This window comes from Actinomadura verrucosospora (assembly GCF_039540335.1).
GTDB classification, from domain to species: Bacteria; Actinomycetota; Actinomycetes; order Streptosporangiales; family Streptosporangiaceae; genus Spirillospora; species Spirillospora verrucosospora.
The window spans coordinates 210,218-227,320 of record NZ_BAABEV010000002.1; the positions used below are offsets into that span (position 1 = coordinate 210,218).

Consider the following 17,103-nt stretch of genomic DNA (forward strand, 5'->3'; position numbering starts at 1 on the left):
GCCGCCGGCCACCCGGCGCCCGGTGGTGGTCGCGGCATCCGCTGATGCGATTCCTGGCCCGGCGGCTGGCGGTCTCCGTACTGCTGGCCGTCGGGGTCACCCTGGTCACCTTCATCCTGACCAACATGGTGCCCGGCGACCCGGCCACCGCGAACCTCGGCCAGCAGGCGCTCGCCAACCCGGCGATCGTCCAGCAGTTCCGGGAGGAGCACGGCCTCGACAAGCCGCTGCCCGTGCAGTACGCGACCTACATGGGCAACCTCGTCCGCGGGGACCTCGGCGAGTCGCAGCAGAGCCACCGGCCGGTCGCCGACGACCTGCGGGAGTTCGTCCCCGCGACGTTCGAGCTGGCCGGCTCGGCGCTGCTGGTGTCGCTCCTGCTCGGCGTCGCGTTCGGAGTGATCGCGGCGTTGCGCCGGGACCGGTTCGTGGACCAGTTCCTGCGGGTGACCAGCCTGGCGGGCGTGTCGGTGCCGACGTTCTGGCTGGCGCTGCTGGCCTTCTACCTCTTCTTCTACAAGTTCGGGCTGGCGCCGGGCTCCGGGAGGCTCTCCCCGGCCATGGCGCCGCCCCCGCACACCACCGGCCTGTACACGGTGGACGCCGCGCTCGCCGGCCAGTGGGACGTGTTCGCCAGCGCCGCCGGCCACCTCGTGCTGCCCGCGCTGGTGCTCGCCGCGTACACGATCGGCCTGCTCACGAGGTTCACGCGGTCGGCCGTGCTGGAGGTGCTCGGCCAGGACTACGTGCGGGCCGCCCGGGCCAAGGGGCTGCCCGCCGGCACCGTCCTGTTCCGGTACACGCTGCGCTCCGCGCTGGTGCCGGTCATCACGGTCGCGGGGCTGGCCTTCGGCAGCCTGCTGTCCGGCACCGTGCTCGTCGAGGCGATCTACGCCTGGCCCGGCGTCGGCGAGTACGCGTACAAGAGCGCGACCACCCTCGACCTGCCCGCCGTGATGGGCGTCGGTCTCGTGGTGGGCGTGATCTACGTGGTGGTCAACCTGGTGGTGGACATGCTGTACGGCGTCATCGACCCAAGAGTGAGGCACACGTGAGCCGCAGGGTGCCGGAGGCGTGGCGCAAGCCGCTCGCCGTCGTCGGCCTCGTCGTCGCGGCGGCATGGCTGGTCGTGGTGCTCGCCGCGCCGCTGCTCGCGCCGCACGACCCGCTGAGCCAGGAGTTCCCTCGGCTCCAGGCGCCGAGCGGAGCGCACTGGTTCGGCACCGACGAACTCGGCCGCGACGTCCTCAGCCGGGTGCTGTTCGGCGCGCGCCTGTCCATCCCGCTCACGCTGCTGCTGGTGGCGATGTCCGTCGTCATCGGCGGGCTGCTGGGGGCGTGCGCCGGCTACTTCGGCCGCTGGCTGGACGAGACGATCATGCGGGTGGCGGACCTGGTGTTCGCGTTCCCCACCGTCATCCTCGCGATGGCCGTGGCGGCCTCGCTCGGCGCGAGTCTGCGCAACGCGGTGCTGGCCGTGCTCGTCGTGTCCTGGCCCGCGTACGCCCGGGTCACCCGCGGCCTGGTGCTCGGCATCCGGTCCCGCGAGTTCGTGATCAGCGGGCGGCTGCTCGGGTTCTCCGCGTGGCGCTCGCTGCGCACCGACGTGCTGCCGAACGTGACCGGCCCCGTCCTGGTGCTGGCCACCCTCGACATCGGCACCCAGCTCCTGCTGCTGTCGGGGCTGTCGTTCCTGGGGCTCGGCGCCAAGCCGCCCACCGCCGAGTGGGGCTCCATGGTGGCGTCGGCCACGCACGTGTTCGACAAGTGGTGGGTCGGCGTGTTCCCCGGCCTCGCCATCCTGACGGTGGTGCTGGCCTTCAACTTCCTCGGTGACACGATGCGCGACGCACTCGACCCGCGGACCGCACGGGCGATCAAGGAGCGGGCGCTGTGACCTTGCTGAACATCGAGGGGCTCACCGTCGAGCTGGGGGGACGGCAGATCATCCGGGGGATCGACCTCGCCCTGGAGCCGGGCCGGATCCACGGGCTCGCGGGCGAGAGCGGCTCCGGGAAGACCATGACCGGGATGGCGGTCATGGGACTGCTTCCGCACGGCGCGCGCACCGGCGGGCGGATCCTGTTCGACGGGACCGACCTGCTGTCCCTGCCGTCCAAGAAGATGAACGCGCTGCGCGGCAGCGAGATCGGCATGGTCTTCCAGGACCAGTCGACGAGCCTGCACCCCATGCTCACGATCGGCCGCCAGCTCACCGACCACATGCGCCACCATCTGAAGCTGGACAAGGCCGAGGCGCGCCGCCGCGCGGTCGAACTGCTGACCAGGGTGCGCATCCCGGACGCCGACGGCGCCTTCCGGCGGTACCCGCACCAGTTCTCCGGCGGCATGCGCCAGCGCATCGCGATCGCGGCCGCGCTGGCCTGCGACCCCAAGGTCCTGATCGCCGACGAGCCGACCACCGCGCTCGACGTGACCGTCCAGGCCGGCGTCCTGCGCCTCCTGCGCGGCCTGTGCGACGAGCTCGGGCTCGCCGTCCTGCTGGTCACCCATGACCTCGGCGTCATGTCCGCGGTGGCCGACACGATCAGCGTGATGCGGGCGGGCCTGCTGGTCGAGACCGGCGCGCGCGCCCAGGTCATGCGCGAGCCCACCGACGAGTACACCCGAATGCTGCTGGACGCCCTGCCGGAGCGGAGCACCTCATGAGCCTGCCGGACGGCGCCGAGCCGGCGCCCGACACCTCGCTGCTGTCCGTCGAGAACCTGGTGGTGGACCACCGCAGCCCGGACCGGCCCCCGGTGCGGGCGGTGGCGGGCGTCGACCTGACCGTCGCGCCCGGGGAGGTCGTCGGCCTCGTCGGCGAGTCGGGCTGCGGGAAGTCCACGCTGGCCCGCGCCATCTGCGGGATCATCCGCCCGTCCGGCGGCTCCATCGGTTTCGAGGGCCGCCCGGTGACGCCGCTCGGCCTGCGCCGCCGCGACCCCGCGCTGACCCGGATCCAGATGGTCTTCCAGGACCCGTTCGCGTCGCTGAACCCGCGCCGCCGGGTCGGCGGCCAGATCGCCGACGGCCGCCGCGGCGGCCCGACCCCGGGCGAGCTGCTGGAGCGGGTCGGGCTGTCGGCCGACATGGCCGCCCGCTACCCGCACGAGTTCTCCGGCGGGCAGCGGCAGCGCATCGCCATCGCCCGCGCCCTGGCCGCCCAGCCCTCCCTGCTGATCGGCGACGAGCCGATCTCCGCGCTGGACGCCTCCGCGCAGGCGCAGGTCGCGGGGCTGATGCGGGCACTGACCGTGGAGTCGGGGGCGGGGCTGCTCTTCATCAGCCACGACCTGTCGGTCGTCCGGATGATCGCCGACCGGATCGCGGTCATGTACCTGGGCAAGATCGTCGAGATCGGCCGGACCGCCGAGGTCTGGGCCGACCCGCAGCACCCCTACACCCGGGCCCTGCTCGCCGCCATCCCCGCGCCGGACGGGGCGGGCACGCTCCCCGCCGAGCTGCCCGGCGACGTGCCGGACCCGGCGTCGCCGCCGTCCGGGTGCCGCTTCCACCCGCGCTGTCCCCACGCCATGGAGATCTGCTCGAAGCGTGAGCCGGTGCAGGAGCGCGGGGTGGCCTGCTGGCTCTACGACTCGGCGCCGGAATGAGCGACGATCGCGTGGAGCGGGTGCGGGCCCGCATGATCGAGCACGGCGTGGACGTGCTCGTCCTGCGGCCCTCCTCGAACCTGCGGTACCTGGCCGGCCCGGCGCCGCACGGCTTCCTCGTCATCACGCCGGACGGCCCGCCCGAGCACGTCCCCGACGCCTCGTCCCTGATCCCGGTGGGCGCGCGGGTCGCCATCGATCCCCAGATGCCCGCGCATGAGCTGCTGTCCATCCAGGAACGGCTGGGCCCGCAGACCCTGTTCGCCTCGGCCGAGCCGCTCATCGCCCCGCTCCGGATGCGCAAGTCCGACGCGGAGATCGCGGCCATGGAGCGCGCGGCCGTCGCCGCCGACCGCGCCGTGGCGATGGCCTCCGAACTCCGCTGGTCCGGCGCCACCGAACGGGAGATGGCGCGGCTGCTGCGCCTGCTTCTGCTGGAGACCGGCCACGACGAGGTCACGCTCGTCACGGTCGCGGCGGGGGAGCACTCCGCCGCGCCCTACCACCGGCCCACCGAACGGGTGATCAACCCGGGCGACGCGGTGCTGGTCAACATCGGGGGACGGCACGAGGGCTACTGCTCCGACATCACCCGGATGTTCGTCGTCGCCGAGCCGCCCGAGGACTTCGAGGCCATGTACTCCGTCGTGCTCGCCGTCCACAGCGCCGCCTGCGAGGCGGTGCGCCCCGGCGTCACCGCCGCCGAGATCGACGAGGTCTGCCGCGCCGCCATCGCGGCCAGCGGATACGGGCTGTTCTTCGTCCATCGCACGGGCCACGGGGTCGGGCTCGACCAGTTCGAACCGCCCTACCTGACGTCGGAGGACCGGACCGTCATCGAGCCCGGCATGACCGTGTCCGTCCAGCCCGCCATCTACCTTCCGGGACTGTACGGCGCGCGGATCGAGGACGTCGTCGTCTGCACCGACGTCGGAGCCCGCCGCCTGAACCAGAGCCCGCGCCTGCTCATCGTCACCGACCGCTGAACGTGCCGTGATCCCCGGGTGGACTCGTCCGCCGATGACGGGATACTCCAAGGGGTGGGATCGGACGTCTTTCCGGACGAGCTGCGGGCGGCGGGGGTGACGCCCCGCGAGCTGGAGATCTTCTGGCTCGTCGGGGACCGCCTGCACAACCAGGAGATCGCCGACGTCCTGCACGTGTCGGAGCGGACCGTGGAGAGCCACGTGTCGGACCTCCTCCGCAAGCTCGGCGGCCCGGACCGGCGAGCCTCGCCGAACCGGCTGATCCTGGTCGAGGCGGCGGAGCGGCTGAAGGCGCTCCGGGACGCCGCCGCCCTGCCCAGGCCGCTGTCCTCGTTCGTCGGACGGGACCGGGAGATCGACGACCTGCGCCGGCTCGTCGGCTCCCACCGGCTGCTGACGCTGACGGGGCCCGCCGGGACCGGCAAGACCCGGCTCGCGCTGCGGCTGGCGGACCTGGCGACCGCACTGCCGCCCGCGGTCCTGGTCGACTTCGCCCGAGCCGCGCCCGGCCGGAGCGCGGAACGGGAGTTCGCCGACGCGCTCGGACTCCTCGCCGGGGAGGGCGACGGCTCGCGCGCCCAGATCCGTGCCGCGCTCGCGAAGGGGCGGCACTGGCTCCTCGTCGACAACTGCGAGCACGTGGCCGAGGGCGCGGCGGCGTTGCTCGCGGATCTGCTGGCCACCACCCGCGGCCTTCACGTGCTGGCCACCAGCCACGGGCCGCTGCGGGTGGCGGGGGAGGTCGTGTACGAGATCCCGCCGCTGCCGGTCCCCGAAGAGGGCGACGACCCGGCGGCCGTGCTGAGCGCGGCGTCCGCGCGGCTGTTCGCCGACCGCGCCGCCGCGGTGTCCCCCGGTTTCGAGGTCACCTCGGAGAACGCCCGGCACGTGGCGGTGATCTGCCGCCGGCTGGACGGCCTGCCGCTGGCGATCGAGCTCGCGGCCGCCCGGACCCGCGTGTTCTCCGCGGCGGAGCTGCGGGCCCGGCTCGACGACCGGTTCGCGCTGCTGACCGACGGGGCGCGCGGGGCACCGGCCCGGCACCGCACCCTGGAGGAGGCGCTGAACTGGAGCTACGAGCTCCTGAGCGGCGAGGAGCGGGTGCTGTTCGAACGCTGCTCGGTGTTTCCGGCCACGTTCGACTATGACACCGCGACCCGGATCCTCGGCTACCCGCCGCTGAGCGGGGCCGCCCTCGTCCAGGTCTTCCCGCGCCTCCTGGACCGCTCGTTGATCTCGCGCCGGCGGCAGGACGAGAGGACCGAGTACTGCCTGCTCGACAGCGTCCGCCAGTTCGCGCTCCGGCGGCTCGAGGCGAGCGGGACGGCCGATCGGGCACGGGAACAGCACGCCCGGCACCACCTGGGGCAGGGGGTGGCCGCGCTGACCGACCTCTGCGGGCGCGACCAGGCCGCCGCGCTCCGCTGGTTCGGGCGCCACTGGGCGGACCTGCGGGCCGGGATGCGATGGGCTCTCCAGCGGCAGGACACGACGCTCGCGTGGGAGTTCCTCGCCGGGATCGGCACCGGTTGGGAGGTGCTCGGCGCCCGCGGCGAGCTCTTCGACTGGCTTGACACGCTGCTCGCACATCCCCTTCCGCGAGGCTCGCTGGGCGTCCGAGCCGCGATCACCTGCGCGATCCTGTTCGACTACCAGGACACCGAACGGGCGCGGGGGTTCGCCGAGCAGGCGTATGAGCGTGCCGGGAGCGCCCCGGCGCAGGACCGGGCGCTGGCCCTGCTCGCCCTCGGCTGGACGGCGAGGGCGGCGGTGGTGGCGCGGGGCAGCGAGGTCGGGGTCCTCGAACGGGCCGTCTCCCTTTTCGAGCGGCTGGGCGACGACTGGCATCGCGCGCTGGCGCTGTTCCGCCTCGGGCTGTCCGTGCCGGACGCCCCGGCCGCCCTGGCCCGGCTGGCGGATGCCGCCGACCTCTTCGATCGCCTCCACAACCCGGTCAAGCGCTCCAACTGCCTCTTCCACATGGCCAATGTCGCGATCGAGGACCGCGTCCGTCTCGACGAGGCCGCGACCTGGCTGGCCGAGGCCGGCCGGCTGGCCGGGACCAGCGGCAACGAGCACGAGCGCCTGCACGCCGAGGTCGCGCTCGCCCGCCTCGACCAGGCGCGCGAGGACCACGCCGCCGCCGAACCCCGGTTCGTCCGGTTGCTCTCCGAGTTCCGTCAGATCGGCGACCTGCGCTGCGCGGCACGGTGCCTCCACGGCCTCGGCGGCGCCGCGGCGGCCGCCGGAGACCACCGGCGGGCCCGGCGGCGCCTCGCCGAGGCCCTGGAGATCGCCGTCGGTCTCGGCGACCGGAACGTGCTCGTGACGAGCCTGCTCCTGCTCGCCGGAGCCGACCACGCGACCGGGCGGCCCGACCGCGCCGCGGTCCTGCTGGGCGCCGTCGAGAACCTCGTCCCGGCGCCTCTCGAAAGCCCGGAGCCGCTCCGGGCCGCCCTCCGCGAACGCCTCGGGCCCGACGGCTTCGCCATGGCCCTCGCCACCGGCCGGAGCACCCCGCTCACCGCGCTGCGCTCGCTGTGAACGCTCCGGTCAGCCGAGCTTCGAGGTCTCGTCCTCGATCGGACGGCCATAGTCCACGGCGTCGAGGACGGCCGGGGGAGCGGTGGCGTGGAAGGCGGCGTCCGGACGTGCGCCGAGCGCGCCGTTGACGGCCGAGAACGCGATGCGCAAGGCCGCCAACACCGTGATCGCGAATATCTGGGCATCGTCCCAGCCGGCGTCGCGCAACTCCTGGACGTCTTCCGCGACGGTGCCGTGGGGCCTGCGGGCGACCTTCCGCGCCCAACCGGCCAAGGCCCGTTCCCGGGTGGTCAGCCCGGTGTCGGTGCCGCGGAGCACGGCGGCGGCCGTGTCCGCGTCGCTCGCCTCCGCCAGCCGGGAGCCCCAGGCCAGTGCGCAGTAGGAGTCGCCGGCGGCAGAGGCGCACGCGGCGATGAGGACGCCGCGTGCGCGGAAGTCGAGCCCGGCTGCCGCGCCGGCCTCCCCGAGCAGCTCGGAGAGCCCGGCGGCGAGACGGGGCCGGTGGGCCCACAGCCTGGAGTTGTTCATGACGTGGCCGGTGTCGGCGATGTCCTCGTCGAACATGCGCAGCGCCTCGTCGGTCAGGGGAGGGGCGGCGAGGAAGCCGGCCGCGTTCACCGCTGTCCCGCCTCGAAGGTGACCGGCCGGCCCTGCTCCTTCCAGGCGGCCAGCCCGCCGTCGAGATGCGCGACGTCGGTGTAGCCGAGCTCCTGCAGCGTCTGCGCGGCCAGCGCCGACCTGCCGCCGGAGGCGCAGTAGAGGATCGTCCGCGCGGAGGGGACGAACTCCTCGCGGTGGTACGGGCTGGCGGGGTCCGCCCAGAACTCCAGCATTCCGCGGGGCGCCGGAACCGCGCCCGGGATGGCGCCCTCGCGCCGGACCTCGTCGGGCTCGCGGAGATCGACCAGCGTCACCCCGCCGCCTTCCAGCGCGTCGGCGACCTCCGGCACCGACATGTTGCGCACCTCGTCTCGCGCGCGGGTCACCAGCTGCCGGACGGAACTGCTCATTGCCTCACCTCGAACTCTCGGGTGTCCTTGCCTCCCATCCGACAGGGCCCCGGCAGAACGCACATCCGTGCTCAGTACGGAGACGCGTCCGGGGAGGCCGCCAAGCCCGCACCCCGCCCTTTCCGGCCATTGTTCTGCGCCGGGGCTCGCAGGGGGCTTGGCCGTGCCCACGAACCGGTGCGCCGCTCGTGGTGGCGGCGAACGAAGAGCGCCGGTCCCGCCGGCCCTATGCTCGTCCGGAGTCGAGCGGGGAGGACACCAGTGTCGAAACTGGACGAGATCGGTGCGTGGCTGCGACACCGGTTGGCGGACCTGCTCGCCGAGAACCGGGTGCCCGGGGCGGCGGTGGCGGTCTGCGCGGGCGGCGAGACGGTCGACGCCGCCGCCGGGGTGCTGAACACGGCCACCGGCGTCGAGGCGACGGTCGACTCCCTCTTCCAGATCGGCTCGATCACGAAGGTGTTGACCGCGACGCTGGCCATGCAGCTGGTCGACGAGGAGAGGCTGGACCTCGACGCTCCGGTGCGGACCTACCTCCCCGAGTTCCGTATCGCCGACGAGCGCGCGGCGGAGCGGATCACCGTGCGTCAGTTGATGTGCCATGTCGCGGGTTTCGAGGGCGACATCTTCACCGACACGGGCAAGGGCGACGACTGCGTCGAGAAGTACCTGGGCGTCCTGCACGAGGTGCCGCAGCTGTTCGAGCCCGGCGAGATGTTCTCGTACAACAACGCCGCCTACTGCGTCCTCGGCCGGATCGTCGAGGTCGTTCGCGGGAAGCCGTTCGACGCCTGCATGAGGACGCACCTGTTCGTGCCGCTGGGCCTGACCCACGCCGCGAACGACCCCTACGAGGCGATCATTCACCGAGCGGCGGTGGGACACGTCGAGCAGACGCCGGGCGGCCCGCTCGGGCCCGCCCGGGTCTGGGCGCTGGCGCGCTCGAACGCGCCGGCCGGGTCGATGCTGGCGATGCGCCCTCGCGACCTGCTGGCCTTCGCCCGCATGCATCTCGCCGGAGGGCTCGGCCCGGAGGGCGGCTCCGTGCTGAGCCCCGCGAGCGTCAGGGCCATGCAGCAGCCCCAGATCGGACTGCCCGACATCGACCAGGGCACTGCCTGGGGCCTGGGGTGGGAGCTCTTCGACCTCCCGGGCGGCCGGGTCTTCGGCCACGACGGCAACACCATCGGCCAGTCGGCGTTCCTGCGCGTGGTGCCGGGGCGCGACGTGGCGGTGGCGATCGTCACCAATGGCGGCTCGCCGCGGCGGGTGTACACCGAGATCGCGGGTCGTGTGCTCCGGGAGCTCGGCGGTGTCGAACCGCCGGGGCAGCCGACGCCCGATCCATCCGCGCCTCCGCTGGACGCGTTCCGCTACGTCGGCACCTACACGTCGAGCACCAGTGAGACCACGGTGAGCCAGGACGAGGAGGGGCGGCTCTGGTTGGAGCGCGTCCCCACCGGGATCACCGCCGAGCTGGACGACGCGCCGTACCGGACGGAACTGGTCGCCTGGCGCGGCGATGCGCTGCTCCCGGTCGAGCCCGAGCGCGGCGTCCGCGCCCCGCTCGCCTTCCTCGGCGACGACGGCAAGGGGCACGCGATGTATCTGCACAACGGCCGAGCCGACAGGCGCGTGCCGGCGTGAACGGCCTGCACCGGCGCGCTTTCGTCGCCGACATGCACAACGACCTGCTCTGCGCGGTGGTCGCCAGGCCGGTCGACCGCTGGGCGGAGTTCTTCCGGGAGCGCTGGCTGCCGCAGTTGCGGTCCGGCGGGGTGAACCTGGTGACGCTGCCGGTGTTCATCGAGGACCCGTTCCGCCCCGAGGGCGCGCTGCGCCGGACGCTCCGCATGATCGAGGCTGCGCACCGGCTCGCGGCCGGAAACAGCGACGAGGTCGCGTTGTGCCGCGACGGCGCGCAGGTCGACGGCGTCCTCGCGGAGGACCGGATCGCCCTGGTCCTGGCGCTGGAGAGCGCTCCCGGCGTGGGCGAGGACGTCGAGCTGCTGGAGACCCTGTTCCGGCTGGGCGTCAGGATCGCGTCCCTGGCGCACTTCGGCCGCACGGCACTGGCCGACGGCAGCGGGGAGGACCGGACCGGTGGCCGGCTCACCCGCGCCGGGGTCGCGGCCTTGGCCGAGATGGAGCGCATCGGCATGCTCTTCGACGTCAGCCACCTCGGCGCCGCCGGCGTCGGGCACGTCCTGGAGCTGGCCTCGCGGCCGGTGATCGCGACGCACTCCTCCGCGCGGGCGCTCCTCGACCACCACCGCAACCTCACGGACGAGCAGATCCGGGGCATCGCCGCGGGCGGCGGCCTCGTGTGCGTCAACTTCTTCGCTCCGTTCCTCCACGAGGACGACCACTCGATCGACCGGTTGATCGACCACCTGGAGCACGTCGCCGGCGTGGCCGGCGTCGAGCACGTCGGCCTCGGCCCCGACTTCGTCAAGGAGGTGCTCGCCGACACCACTCCACCGTGCTGCGAGCGCGCCTTCGTCGAAGGGGTGCCCGCCGACGCGTACCTGCCCGGCCTGGAGGGGCCGGCGGGGATGCCGCTGGTCACCGAGGCACTGCAACGCCGTGGCTGGCCGGAGGACGCCATCGTCGCGGTCCTCGGCGAGAACGTGCGGCGGCTGCTGCGAACCGAGCTCGGCCGGCCCGCCGCCGTCGCCACCGCCTGAGCCCTGTGCGTGGAGGGCGCATGCCGATGCGTCCGGCTCGGTCGGTTCCGTATGCTCCCAGCCGCCCTCACGGCGGTGATCAGTTCGTGCGGACGGACGAACGCGGGCCTGAATGTTCGATGCGCGCTACAAACGCCGCCAGGGGTTTGCGTCCCAGTATCGTCGGGTGGCTAAGGAGAGCGCTGCCGCGCACACGACCGATGGCTCCGAGAACGCGCGTGGGCCCGCGAACGCCGATCGCGTACTGACGATCCGGGATCTGTCGGTCGAGATCCGGCGCGGCGAAAGGGTCGTCCGGCCCGTCTCGGACGTCGACCTGGTCCTGAACCGCGGGGAGACCCTGGGGATCGTCGGCGAGACCGGGTCCGGCAAGTCCATGACCGGTCTCGCGGTCATGGGCATGCTGCCCCCGGGGGGCCGGGTGACCAGCGGGTCGATCGACCTGGGCGGCGAGGAGCTCGTCGGGCTTCCCGCGGCGCGGTACCGGGCCGTTCGCGGCAACGACGTCGCGATGGTGTTCCAGGACTCGATGACCGCGTTGAACCCGACCCGGCGCATCGGGGAGCAGGTCGCCGAACCGGTGCGCCTGCACCACGGCGCGTCGAAGCGGGCCGCGCGCGGGAGGGCCGAGGAGATGCTCGCCCTGGTCGGGCTGCCGCGGCCGGCCGAGCTGATGGACGACCATCCGCACCGGCTCTCGGGCGGCATGCGGCAACGCGTGATGATCGCGATGGCGCTGGTCTGCGAGCCGCGGGTCGTCATCGCCGACGAGCCGACGACGGCGCTCGACGTCACGATCCAGGCGGAGATCCTCGATCTCCTCGACGACCTCAGGTCCCGGCTGGGCATGTCGATGATCCTCATCACGCACGACATGGGGGTGATCGCCCGGCACGCCGACCGCGTCGGGGTGATGTACGGCGGGCGCATGGCCGAGTCCGGGCCGACCCGCGCGCTCTTCCGGCGGACGCGGCATCGCTACACGCACGCGCTGCTGTCCTCGATCCCCTCGCTGACCCAGGACCGGCGGGAAGAGCTGTTCAGCATCGCGGGCGCGCCGCCGGACCTGACCGCGGCCCAGGCGGGCTGCCCCTTCGCGCCGCGCTGTGACGCCGCGACGGACCGCTGCCGCGAGGAGCGGCCGGCGCCGTCGGTGGAGGAGGACGGCCATGCCCATGCGTGCTGGCATCCGCCCTCCGGTCCGGCGGCCAGGGTCCGCGCCCGGTTCGCCGCTCCGCCGGAGTCCCTCCCCGAGCCGGGGGCCGCGCCGCGGCTGCGCGTCGTCGACCTGAGGCGCGAGCACCCGGCGGGCGGCGGCGGTCTCTTCGGCGGCCGCCGGACCGTGAAGGCGGTCTCCGGCGTGAGCTTCGACGTGGCGGTGGGCGAGACGTTCGGCCTCGTCGGAGAGTCGGGCTGCGGCAAGTCCTCCCTGGGAAGGATGCTCGTGGCCCTGGACCGGCCCACCTCCGGTGAGGTGATCTTCGATGGCGAACCGGTCACCGGGCTGAGCGCACGGGCCCTCGGACCGCGCCGCACCCAGCTGCAGATGATGTTCCAGGACTCGAACGCCTCCCTCGACCCCCGGATGCGCATCGGCAGGATCCTGCGCGAACCCCTGGCGATCCAGGGCGTCGGCAGGCGCGCCGAGAGGACCGCTCGCGCTCGCGAGCTGCTGCGCGACGTGGGCCTGCCCGCGAGCGTCATGGAGCGCTACCCCCACGAACTCTCCGGCGGGCAACGGCAGCGCGTGGGCCTGGCCCGCGCGCTCGCCCTGGACCCGAAGGTGCTCGTCGCCGACGAGCCGGTCAGCGCGCTGGACGTCTCCATCCGCTCCCAGGTCCTCAACCTCATGCGCCGCGTCCAGATCGAGCGCGGGCTCAGCAGCGTGGTGATCTCCCATGACCTCGCGGTCGTGCGGTACCTGGCCGACCGGGTCGGAGTCATGTACCTGGGCAAGCTGGTCGAGACCGGGACCACCGAGGAGGTGTACGGCGCCGCCGCGCATCCCTACACCGCGGGGCTGCTCGCGGCGGTCCTGGAGGCGCACCCGGAGGCGCCTCCAGGAGCGCCTGCGGGCGCGCGGGCGCGCGGCGAGCCGCCGAGCCCCATCGACCCGCCGAGCGGCTGCCGGTTCCGCACCCGGTGCGCGCTGGCGACCGATCTGTGCGCGGAGACGGAGCCCCTCCTGGAGCCGGTCACCGACACGCACCAGGTCGCCTGCCACCACCCGTTGCAGCAGCCCGCGGAGCTGACGACCCGATGATCCGTCACCGGTACGCACCAGCGGAGACGCGCTCGCAGACCTCGCCGAAAGGGGATTCGCACAGATGACTTGGTACGTGGTCCGGCGCGTGGCGATCTCGCTCCTCGTCCTGCTCGGGATCTCCGCGGTCGTGTTCTTCCTCCTGCACCTCGTCTCCGACAGCCCGGGGCGCGTCGTCCTGGGCCAGCGCGCCTCGCCCGAGGCGGTGGCGGACTTCAACCGGTCGCACGGGTTCGACCGCCCGGTCGTCATGCAGTACCTCAGCTACCTCGGTCAGCTCCTGCACGGAGACCTGGGGAGGTCGTACAAGCTGAACGCGGACGTCGGGACCCTGCTGCAGCGGAACGTCGGCCGCAGCGCGATGCTCTCGCTGGCCGGCCTCGTCCTCGCGCTCCTGATCGCCGTCCCGCTCGGCATCCTGCAGGCCGTCAGGCGCAACGGCGTCATCGACCGGGTCGCCACGGCGGCGTCGTACGTGCTGTACGCGACGCCGTCGTTCCTGCTCGGGCTGATGCTGATCGCCGTCTTCAGCCAGTCCCTGCCCGTCTTCCCGGCCGAGGCGTCCCAGTCGCACTCCCCCTGGGTGGTGTTCACCGATCCGCGGGCCATGGCGCTTCCCGTCATCACGCTCGCCGCCACCAGCGTCGCGATCTTCTCCCAGTACCAGCGCTCCTCGGCCCTGGACCAGCTCGGCCAGGACTACATCAGGGTCGCGCGGGCCAAGGGACTCCCCGAGCGATTGATCCTGACGCGCCATCTGCTGCGCAACGCCTGCCTGCCGCTGATCACGCTGGTCGGCACGCTCGTCCCCGCGCTCCTGGCGGGCAACCTGATCGTCGAGTCGCTCTTCAACTACCCCGGCCTCGGCCTGCTGTTCCTCAACAGCCTGCAACGCGAGGACTACCCGGTGCTCCTCGCCTACACCCTCATCGGCGGCGTCCTGACCGTGGCCGGCAACTTCGTCGCCGACCTCGTGGTCGCGGCGGCCGACCGGCGGATCGAGCTGAGAAAGTGACCTCACGAGACGTGGACGCCATGACCACTGCGACGGACGCCGCGACAGAGCCCGAGAGCACGACGGCGGGGACCCCGGTCTCGATGCGGTCGGTGCTGCGCCGGCTGCGACGGAACCCGCTCGGTCTCACCGGCGGGCTGCTCCTGGTGCTCCTCGCCGGGCTCTGCTTCCTCGGCCCCCTGTTCCACCCCACCGACCAGACCACCGTGGACCTGGTCAACGCGGCCCTGCCCCCCGGCCCGGGACATCCGCTCGGGACGGACACCAACGGGTTCGACGTGCTCGGACGGCTGATGGAGGGCGGCCGGGTGTCCCTGCAGATCGGGCTGCTCGCCGCGATCTTCGCGACCACGATCGGCACCGTCTACGGCGCCGTCGCCGGACTCGCCGGGGGAGTGGTCGACGGGTTCCTGATGCGGCTGGTCGACGTCATGCTGTCGGTGCCCTTCCTGTTCTTCGTGCTGATCCTGTCGGCCCGGTTCCATGCGAACGCCCTGTCGCTGAGCCTGGTCATCGGAGGGTTCTCCTGGCTCATCTCGGCCCGCCTGGTCCGCGGGGAGGTCCTGACGCTGCGGGTGCGGGAGTTCGTTCTGGCAGCACAGGTGATGGGCTCGTCCCGCCGGCGGCTGATCCTCACGCATCTGGTCCCGAACGCGCTCGGCGTGATCATCGTCAACATCACCTTCCAGGTCGCCGACGCGATCCTCGTCGTCGCCGCCCTGGGATTCCTGGGCTTCGGCCTGACCTATCCCACCGCGGACTGGGGCAGCCAGCTCGCCAGCGGCGTCACCTACATCTCCGCCGGCTACTGGTGGCTGATCTACCCCGTCGGCGGCTGCATCGTCCTCACGGTGCTGGCGCTCAACCTGCTCGCGGACGCGCTTCGCAATGCGGTCGGGAAAAGGACCGACTGAAAGACGGCGTGAAGGACGGCGTGAAGCCCGATCTGTGCGCCGCGACGGACACGGGGCCGAGAAATCGTCGGGTCGACCGAACCCTCGCCGGCGCCGGTGGTGCATCTTCGACCCACGCTGCGGAGGCCCCGACACGCACCGTCCTGGCGTCCCCCATCCCTCCGCGCATCTCCACCCGACATGTAGGGAGCCATCAATGACGCAAAGGTCTGGCCGGCGGCGAGGACGCCTCACCGTGGCGCTCGCCGCGTCGGTCGCCGTGTTCGCCGCGGCATGCGCCGGCGGCGCCGGCGCGACGAAGGACAACGCCCGCGAATACGACACGCTGCCGAAGCAGGCGGGCAGCCCCAAGAACGGCGGGACGGCGACGGTCGCGTTGACCCCTGGTCTCAGCCCCAACTTCATCTACCCCTACCCGCCCGCGTCCGCCAACGGGACCGTCATCGGCCGCGGGCTGATGTGGCGCTCCCTCTACCGGCCCAGCGGCGAGGGCGACAAGATCGTGGACGCCGGGTCGAGCCTGGCCGAGGCCCCCGCCTACAGCCCCGACCGCAAGACCGTGACCATCAAGATGAAGGACTACACGTGGTCCGACGGCGCTCCGGTCACGGCCGAGGACGTCGTCTTCTCTCTCGCCCTCCTCAAGGCCGCGCTCGCGGACAGCCCGGCCAACTGGAGCTTCTACACCCCGGGCCAGTTCCCTGACGGGGTCACGGCGGAGGCCGCCGCGCCTGACACGCTCACCCTCAAGCTGGAGACCGCGTACAACCCGTCGTACCTCCTCTCCATGCTGACGCTGCTGTACGTGATGCCGTCCAAGGAGTGGAACATCGCCCGCACAGGAGGGCCGCACCTGGACTACACGAAGCCGAAGAACGCGACGGCGATCTACAAGTACCTCACGAAGGAGTCCGGGTCCCAGTCCACGTTCGCCAGTAACCCGCTCTGGCAGGTGGTCAACGGGTCGTACCGCCTCAAGGCCTTCGACCCGACGACCGGTTCGTTCTCCCTGGTGGCCAACAAGTCCTACAGCGGCCCGGTCAAGTCGCGGCTCGACCAGATCGACTTCAAGGCGTTCACCTCCGCCGCCGCGGTGCTCAACCAGTTCAAGGCCGGCAACCTGACCGTCGGCACGCTGGACTCCGGCTTCATCACCCAGATCAAGGCGCTGAAGGCGAAGGGGTACAACGTCTACGGCGCCCCCGCGCCCGCCCGGTTCGACTCGCTGACCATCAACTTCAAGAACACCGTCGACAACTTCGACAAGGTCATCGCGCAGGCCTACGCCCGGCAGGCCCTGCAGCGCCTGATCGACCAGCAGGGCTACATCGCCAGCCGGGGCATCTACAACGGCGCCGGCTCCCTGAACTACACCACGGCGGGCAGCGGTTCCCCCTACCCGCCCGAGTTCGGCGACGACCCGCCCTACCCGCACGACCCCGCCGCCGCCGAGAAGCTGCTCACCGACAACGGCTGGAAGGTCGTGCCGGACGGCTCCACGACCTGCGTGCGCCCCGGCACCGGGACGGGCGAGTGCGGCGCCGGCATCCCGCGGGGCCAGACGATCAGCTTCACCCTGGCCTCCGCGAACACCCCGGCCTACGTCGGCGCCCGCGACGTCGCGTTCGCGTCGGCGGCCAAGAAGCTCGGCATCAAGGTCAAGATCGTGACCAAGGCGCTGAACTACATGTACTCCAACTACGGCAACACCTTCGCGCCCGCCAAGAAGAACGAGTGGGCGATGCAGGACAACGGATCGCTGTACCTCGCGGCCGGGTACCCGAGCAGCAACACGGTGTTCAACACGGAGGGCAGCTTCAACCTGGGCAGCTACCGGAACGCCGAGGCGGACAAGCTGATCGACGCCTCGACGTTCGGAGCGGACGCGAAGGTCCTCTCGGCCGAGGTGACCAGCCTCGCGAAGGATCTGCCCGTGCTCTTCCTCCCGACCCCGCACACCCTGGTCGTGTGGAAGGACAGCCTGTCCGGCCCGCCGTCGTCGTTCAACGCCCTGCTCAGCTTCCTGTACTCGCCGGAGCAGTGGTACTTCCACGGCTAGCCCGGACCCCC

At 72.4% G+C, this 17,103-nt stretch carries 14 protein-coding genes; 12 read left to right on the top strand and 2 right to left on the bottom strand.

The genetic code is table 11. The features are described from left to right. Positions 1-44: 44 nt before the first annotated feature. The 6 genes from ABD944_RS03365 to ABD944_RS03390 are packed head-to-tail and all read left to right on the top strand — an operon-like array spanning position 45 to position 7,144. The gene (locus ABD944_RS03365; protein WP_345172235.1) at positions 45-1,055 is read left to right on the top strand and encodes an ABC transporter permease; all 1,011 of its coding nucleotides are present in this window, start codon (positions 45-47) and stop codon (positions 1,053-1,055) included. Further along, positions 1,052-1,897: an ABC transporter permease gene (locus ABD944_RS03370; RefSeq protein WP_345172237.1), complete on the top strand. Its 846-nt coding sequence runs from the start codon at positions 1,052-1,054 to the stop codon at positions 1,895-1,897. The genes ABD944_RS03365 and ABD944_RS03370 overlap by 4 nt, the downstream gene beginning before the upstream one ends. Next, a complete protein-coding gene (locus ABD944_RS03375; protein WP_345172239.1) occupies positions 1,894-2,670 on the top strand; it encodes an ABC transporter ATP-binding protein in 777 nt (258 codons plus the stop codon). Before ABD944_RS03370 ends, ABD944_RS03375 begins: the two co-directional genes overlap by 4 nt. Further along, on the top strand, positions 2,667-3,614 hold the full coding sequence (locus ABD944_RS03380; RefSeq protein WP_345172241.1) for an ABC transporter ATP-binding protein: 948 nt from the start codon (positions 2,667-2,669) through the stop codon (positions 3,612-3,614). Before ABD944_RS03375 ends, ABD944_RS03380 begins: the two co-directional genes overlap by 4 nt. Beyond that, positions 3,611-4,600 (top strand): M24 family metallopeptidase, encoded by a 990-nt coding sequence (locus ABD944_RS03385; protein ID WP_345172243.1) that lies wholly within the window; start codon positions 3,611-3,613, stop codon positions 4,598-4,600. Before ABD944_RS03380 ends, ABD944_RS03385 begins: the two co-directional genes overlap by 4 nt. 54 nt (positions 4,601-4,654) lie before the next feature. Beyond that, complete coding sequence (locus ABD944_RS03390; RefSeq protein ID WP_345172245.1) at positions 4,655-7,144, top strand: ATP-binding protein; 2,490 nt, start codon at positions 4,655-4,657, stop codon at positions 7,142-7,144. A gap of 9 nt (positions 7,145-7,153) precedes the next feature. Here ABD944_RS03390 and ABD944_RS03395 read toward each other — a convergent pair whose 3' ends face one another. Then, a complete protein-coding gene (locus tag ABD944_RS03395; protein WP_345172247.1) occupies positions 7,154-7,762 on the bottom strand; it encodes a carboxymuconolactone decarboxylase family protein in 609 nt (202 codons plus the stop codon). Continuing rightward, positions 7,759-8,154 carry a rhodanese-like domain-containing protein gene (locus tag ABD944_RS03400; RefSeq protein WP_345172249.1) on the bottom strand — a complete coding sequence of 132 codons (396 nt, stop codon included), beginning with the start codon at positions 8,152-8,154 and terminating at the stop codon, positions 7,759-7,761. The genes ABD944_RS03395 and ABD944_RS03400 overlap by 4 nt, the downstream gene beginning before the upstream one ends. A 261-nt stretch (positions 8,155-8,415) precedes the next feature. Here ABD944_RS03400 and ABD944_RS03405 point away from each other — a divergent pair, with 261 nt between their 5' ends. From ABD944_RS03405 to ABD944_RS03430, 6 genes are all read left to right on the top strand, one after another. Next, the gene (locus ABD944_RS03405) at positions 8,416-9,801 is read left to right on the top strand and encodes a serine hydrolase domain-containing protein (protein ID WP_345172252.1); all 1,386 of its coding nucleotides are present in this window, start codon (positions 8,416-8,418) and stop codon (positions 9,799-9,801) included. Beyond that, on the top strand, positions 9,798-10,841 hold the full coding sequence (locus ABD944_RS03410) for a dipeptidase (protein WP_345172254.1): 1,044 nt from the start codon (positions 9,798-9,800) through the stop codon (positions 10,839-10,841). The genes ABD944_RS03405 and ABD944_RS03410 overlap by 4 nt, the downstream gene beginning before the upstream one ends. A 166-nt stretch (positions 10,842-11,007) precedes the next feature. Next, on the top strand, positions 11,008-13,104 hold the full coding sequence (locus tag ABD944_RS03415; RefSeq protein ID WP_345172256.1) for a dipeptide ABC transporter ATP-binding protein: 2,097 nt from the start codon (positions 11,008-11,010) through the stop codon (positions 13,102-13,104). 64 nt (positions 13,105-13,168) lie between these two features. Then, positions 13,169-14,119 carry an ABC transporter permease gene (locus ABD944_RS03420; RefSeq protein ID WP_345172258.1) on the top strand — a complete coding sequence of 317 codons (951 nt, stop codon included), beginning with the start codon at positions 13,169-13,171 and terminating at the stop codon, positions 14,117-14,119. Positions 14,120-14,139: 20 nt separating this feature from the next. Then, complete coding sequence (locus tag ABD944_RS03425) at positions 14,140-15,033, top strand: ABC transporter permease (protein ID WP_345172260.1); 894 nt, start codon at positions 14,140-14,142, stop codon at positions 15,031-15,033. Positions 15,034-15,229: 196 nt separating this feature from the next. After that, complete coding sequence (locus ABD944_RS03430) at positions 15,230-17,092, top strand: ABC transporter substrate-binding protein (RefSeq protein WP_345172262.1); 1,863 nt, start codon at positions 15,230-15,232, stop codon at positions 17,090-17,092. Positions 17,093-17,103: the final 11 nt, after the last annotated feature.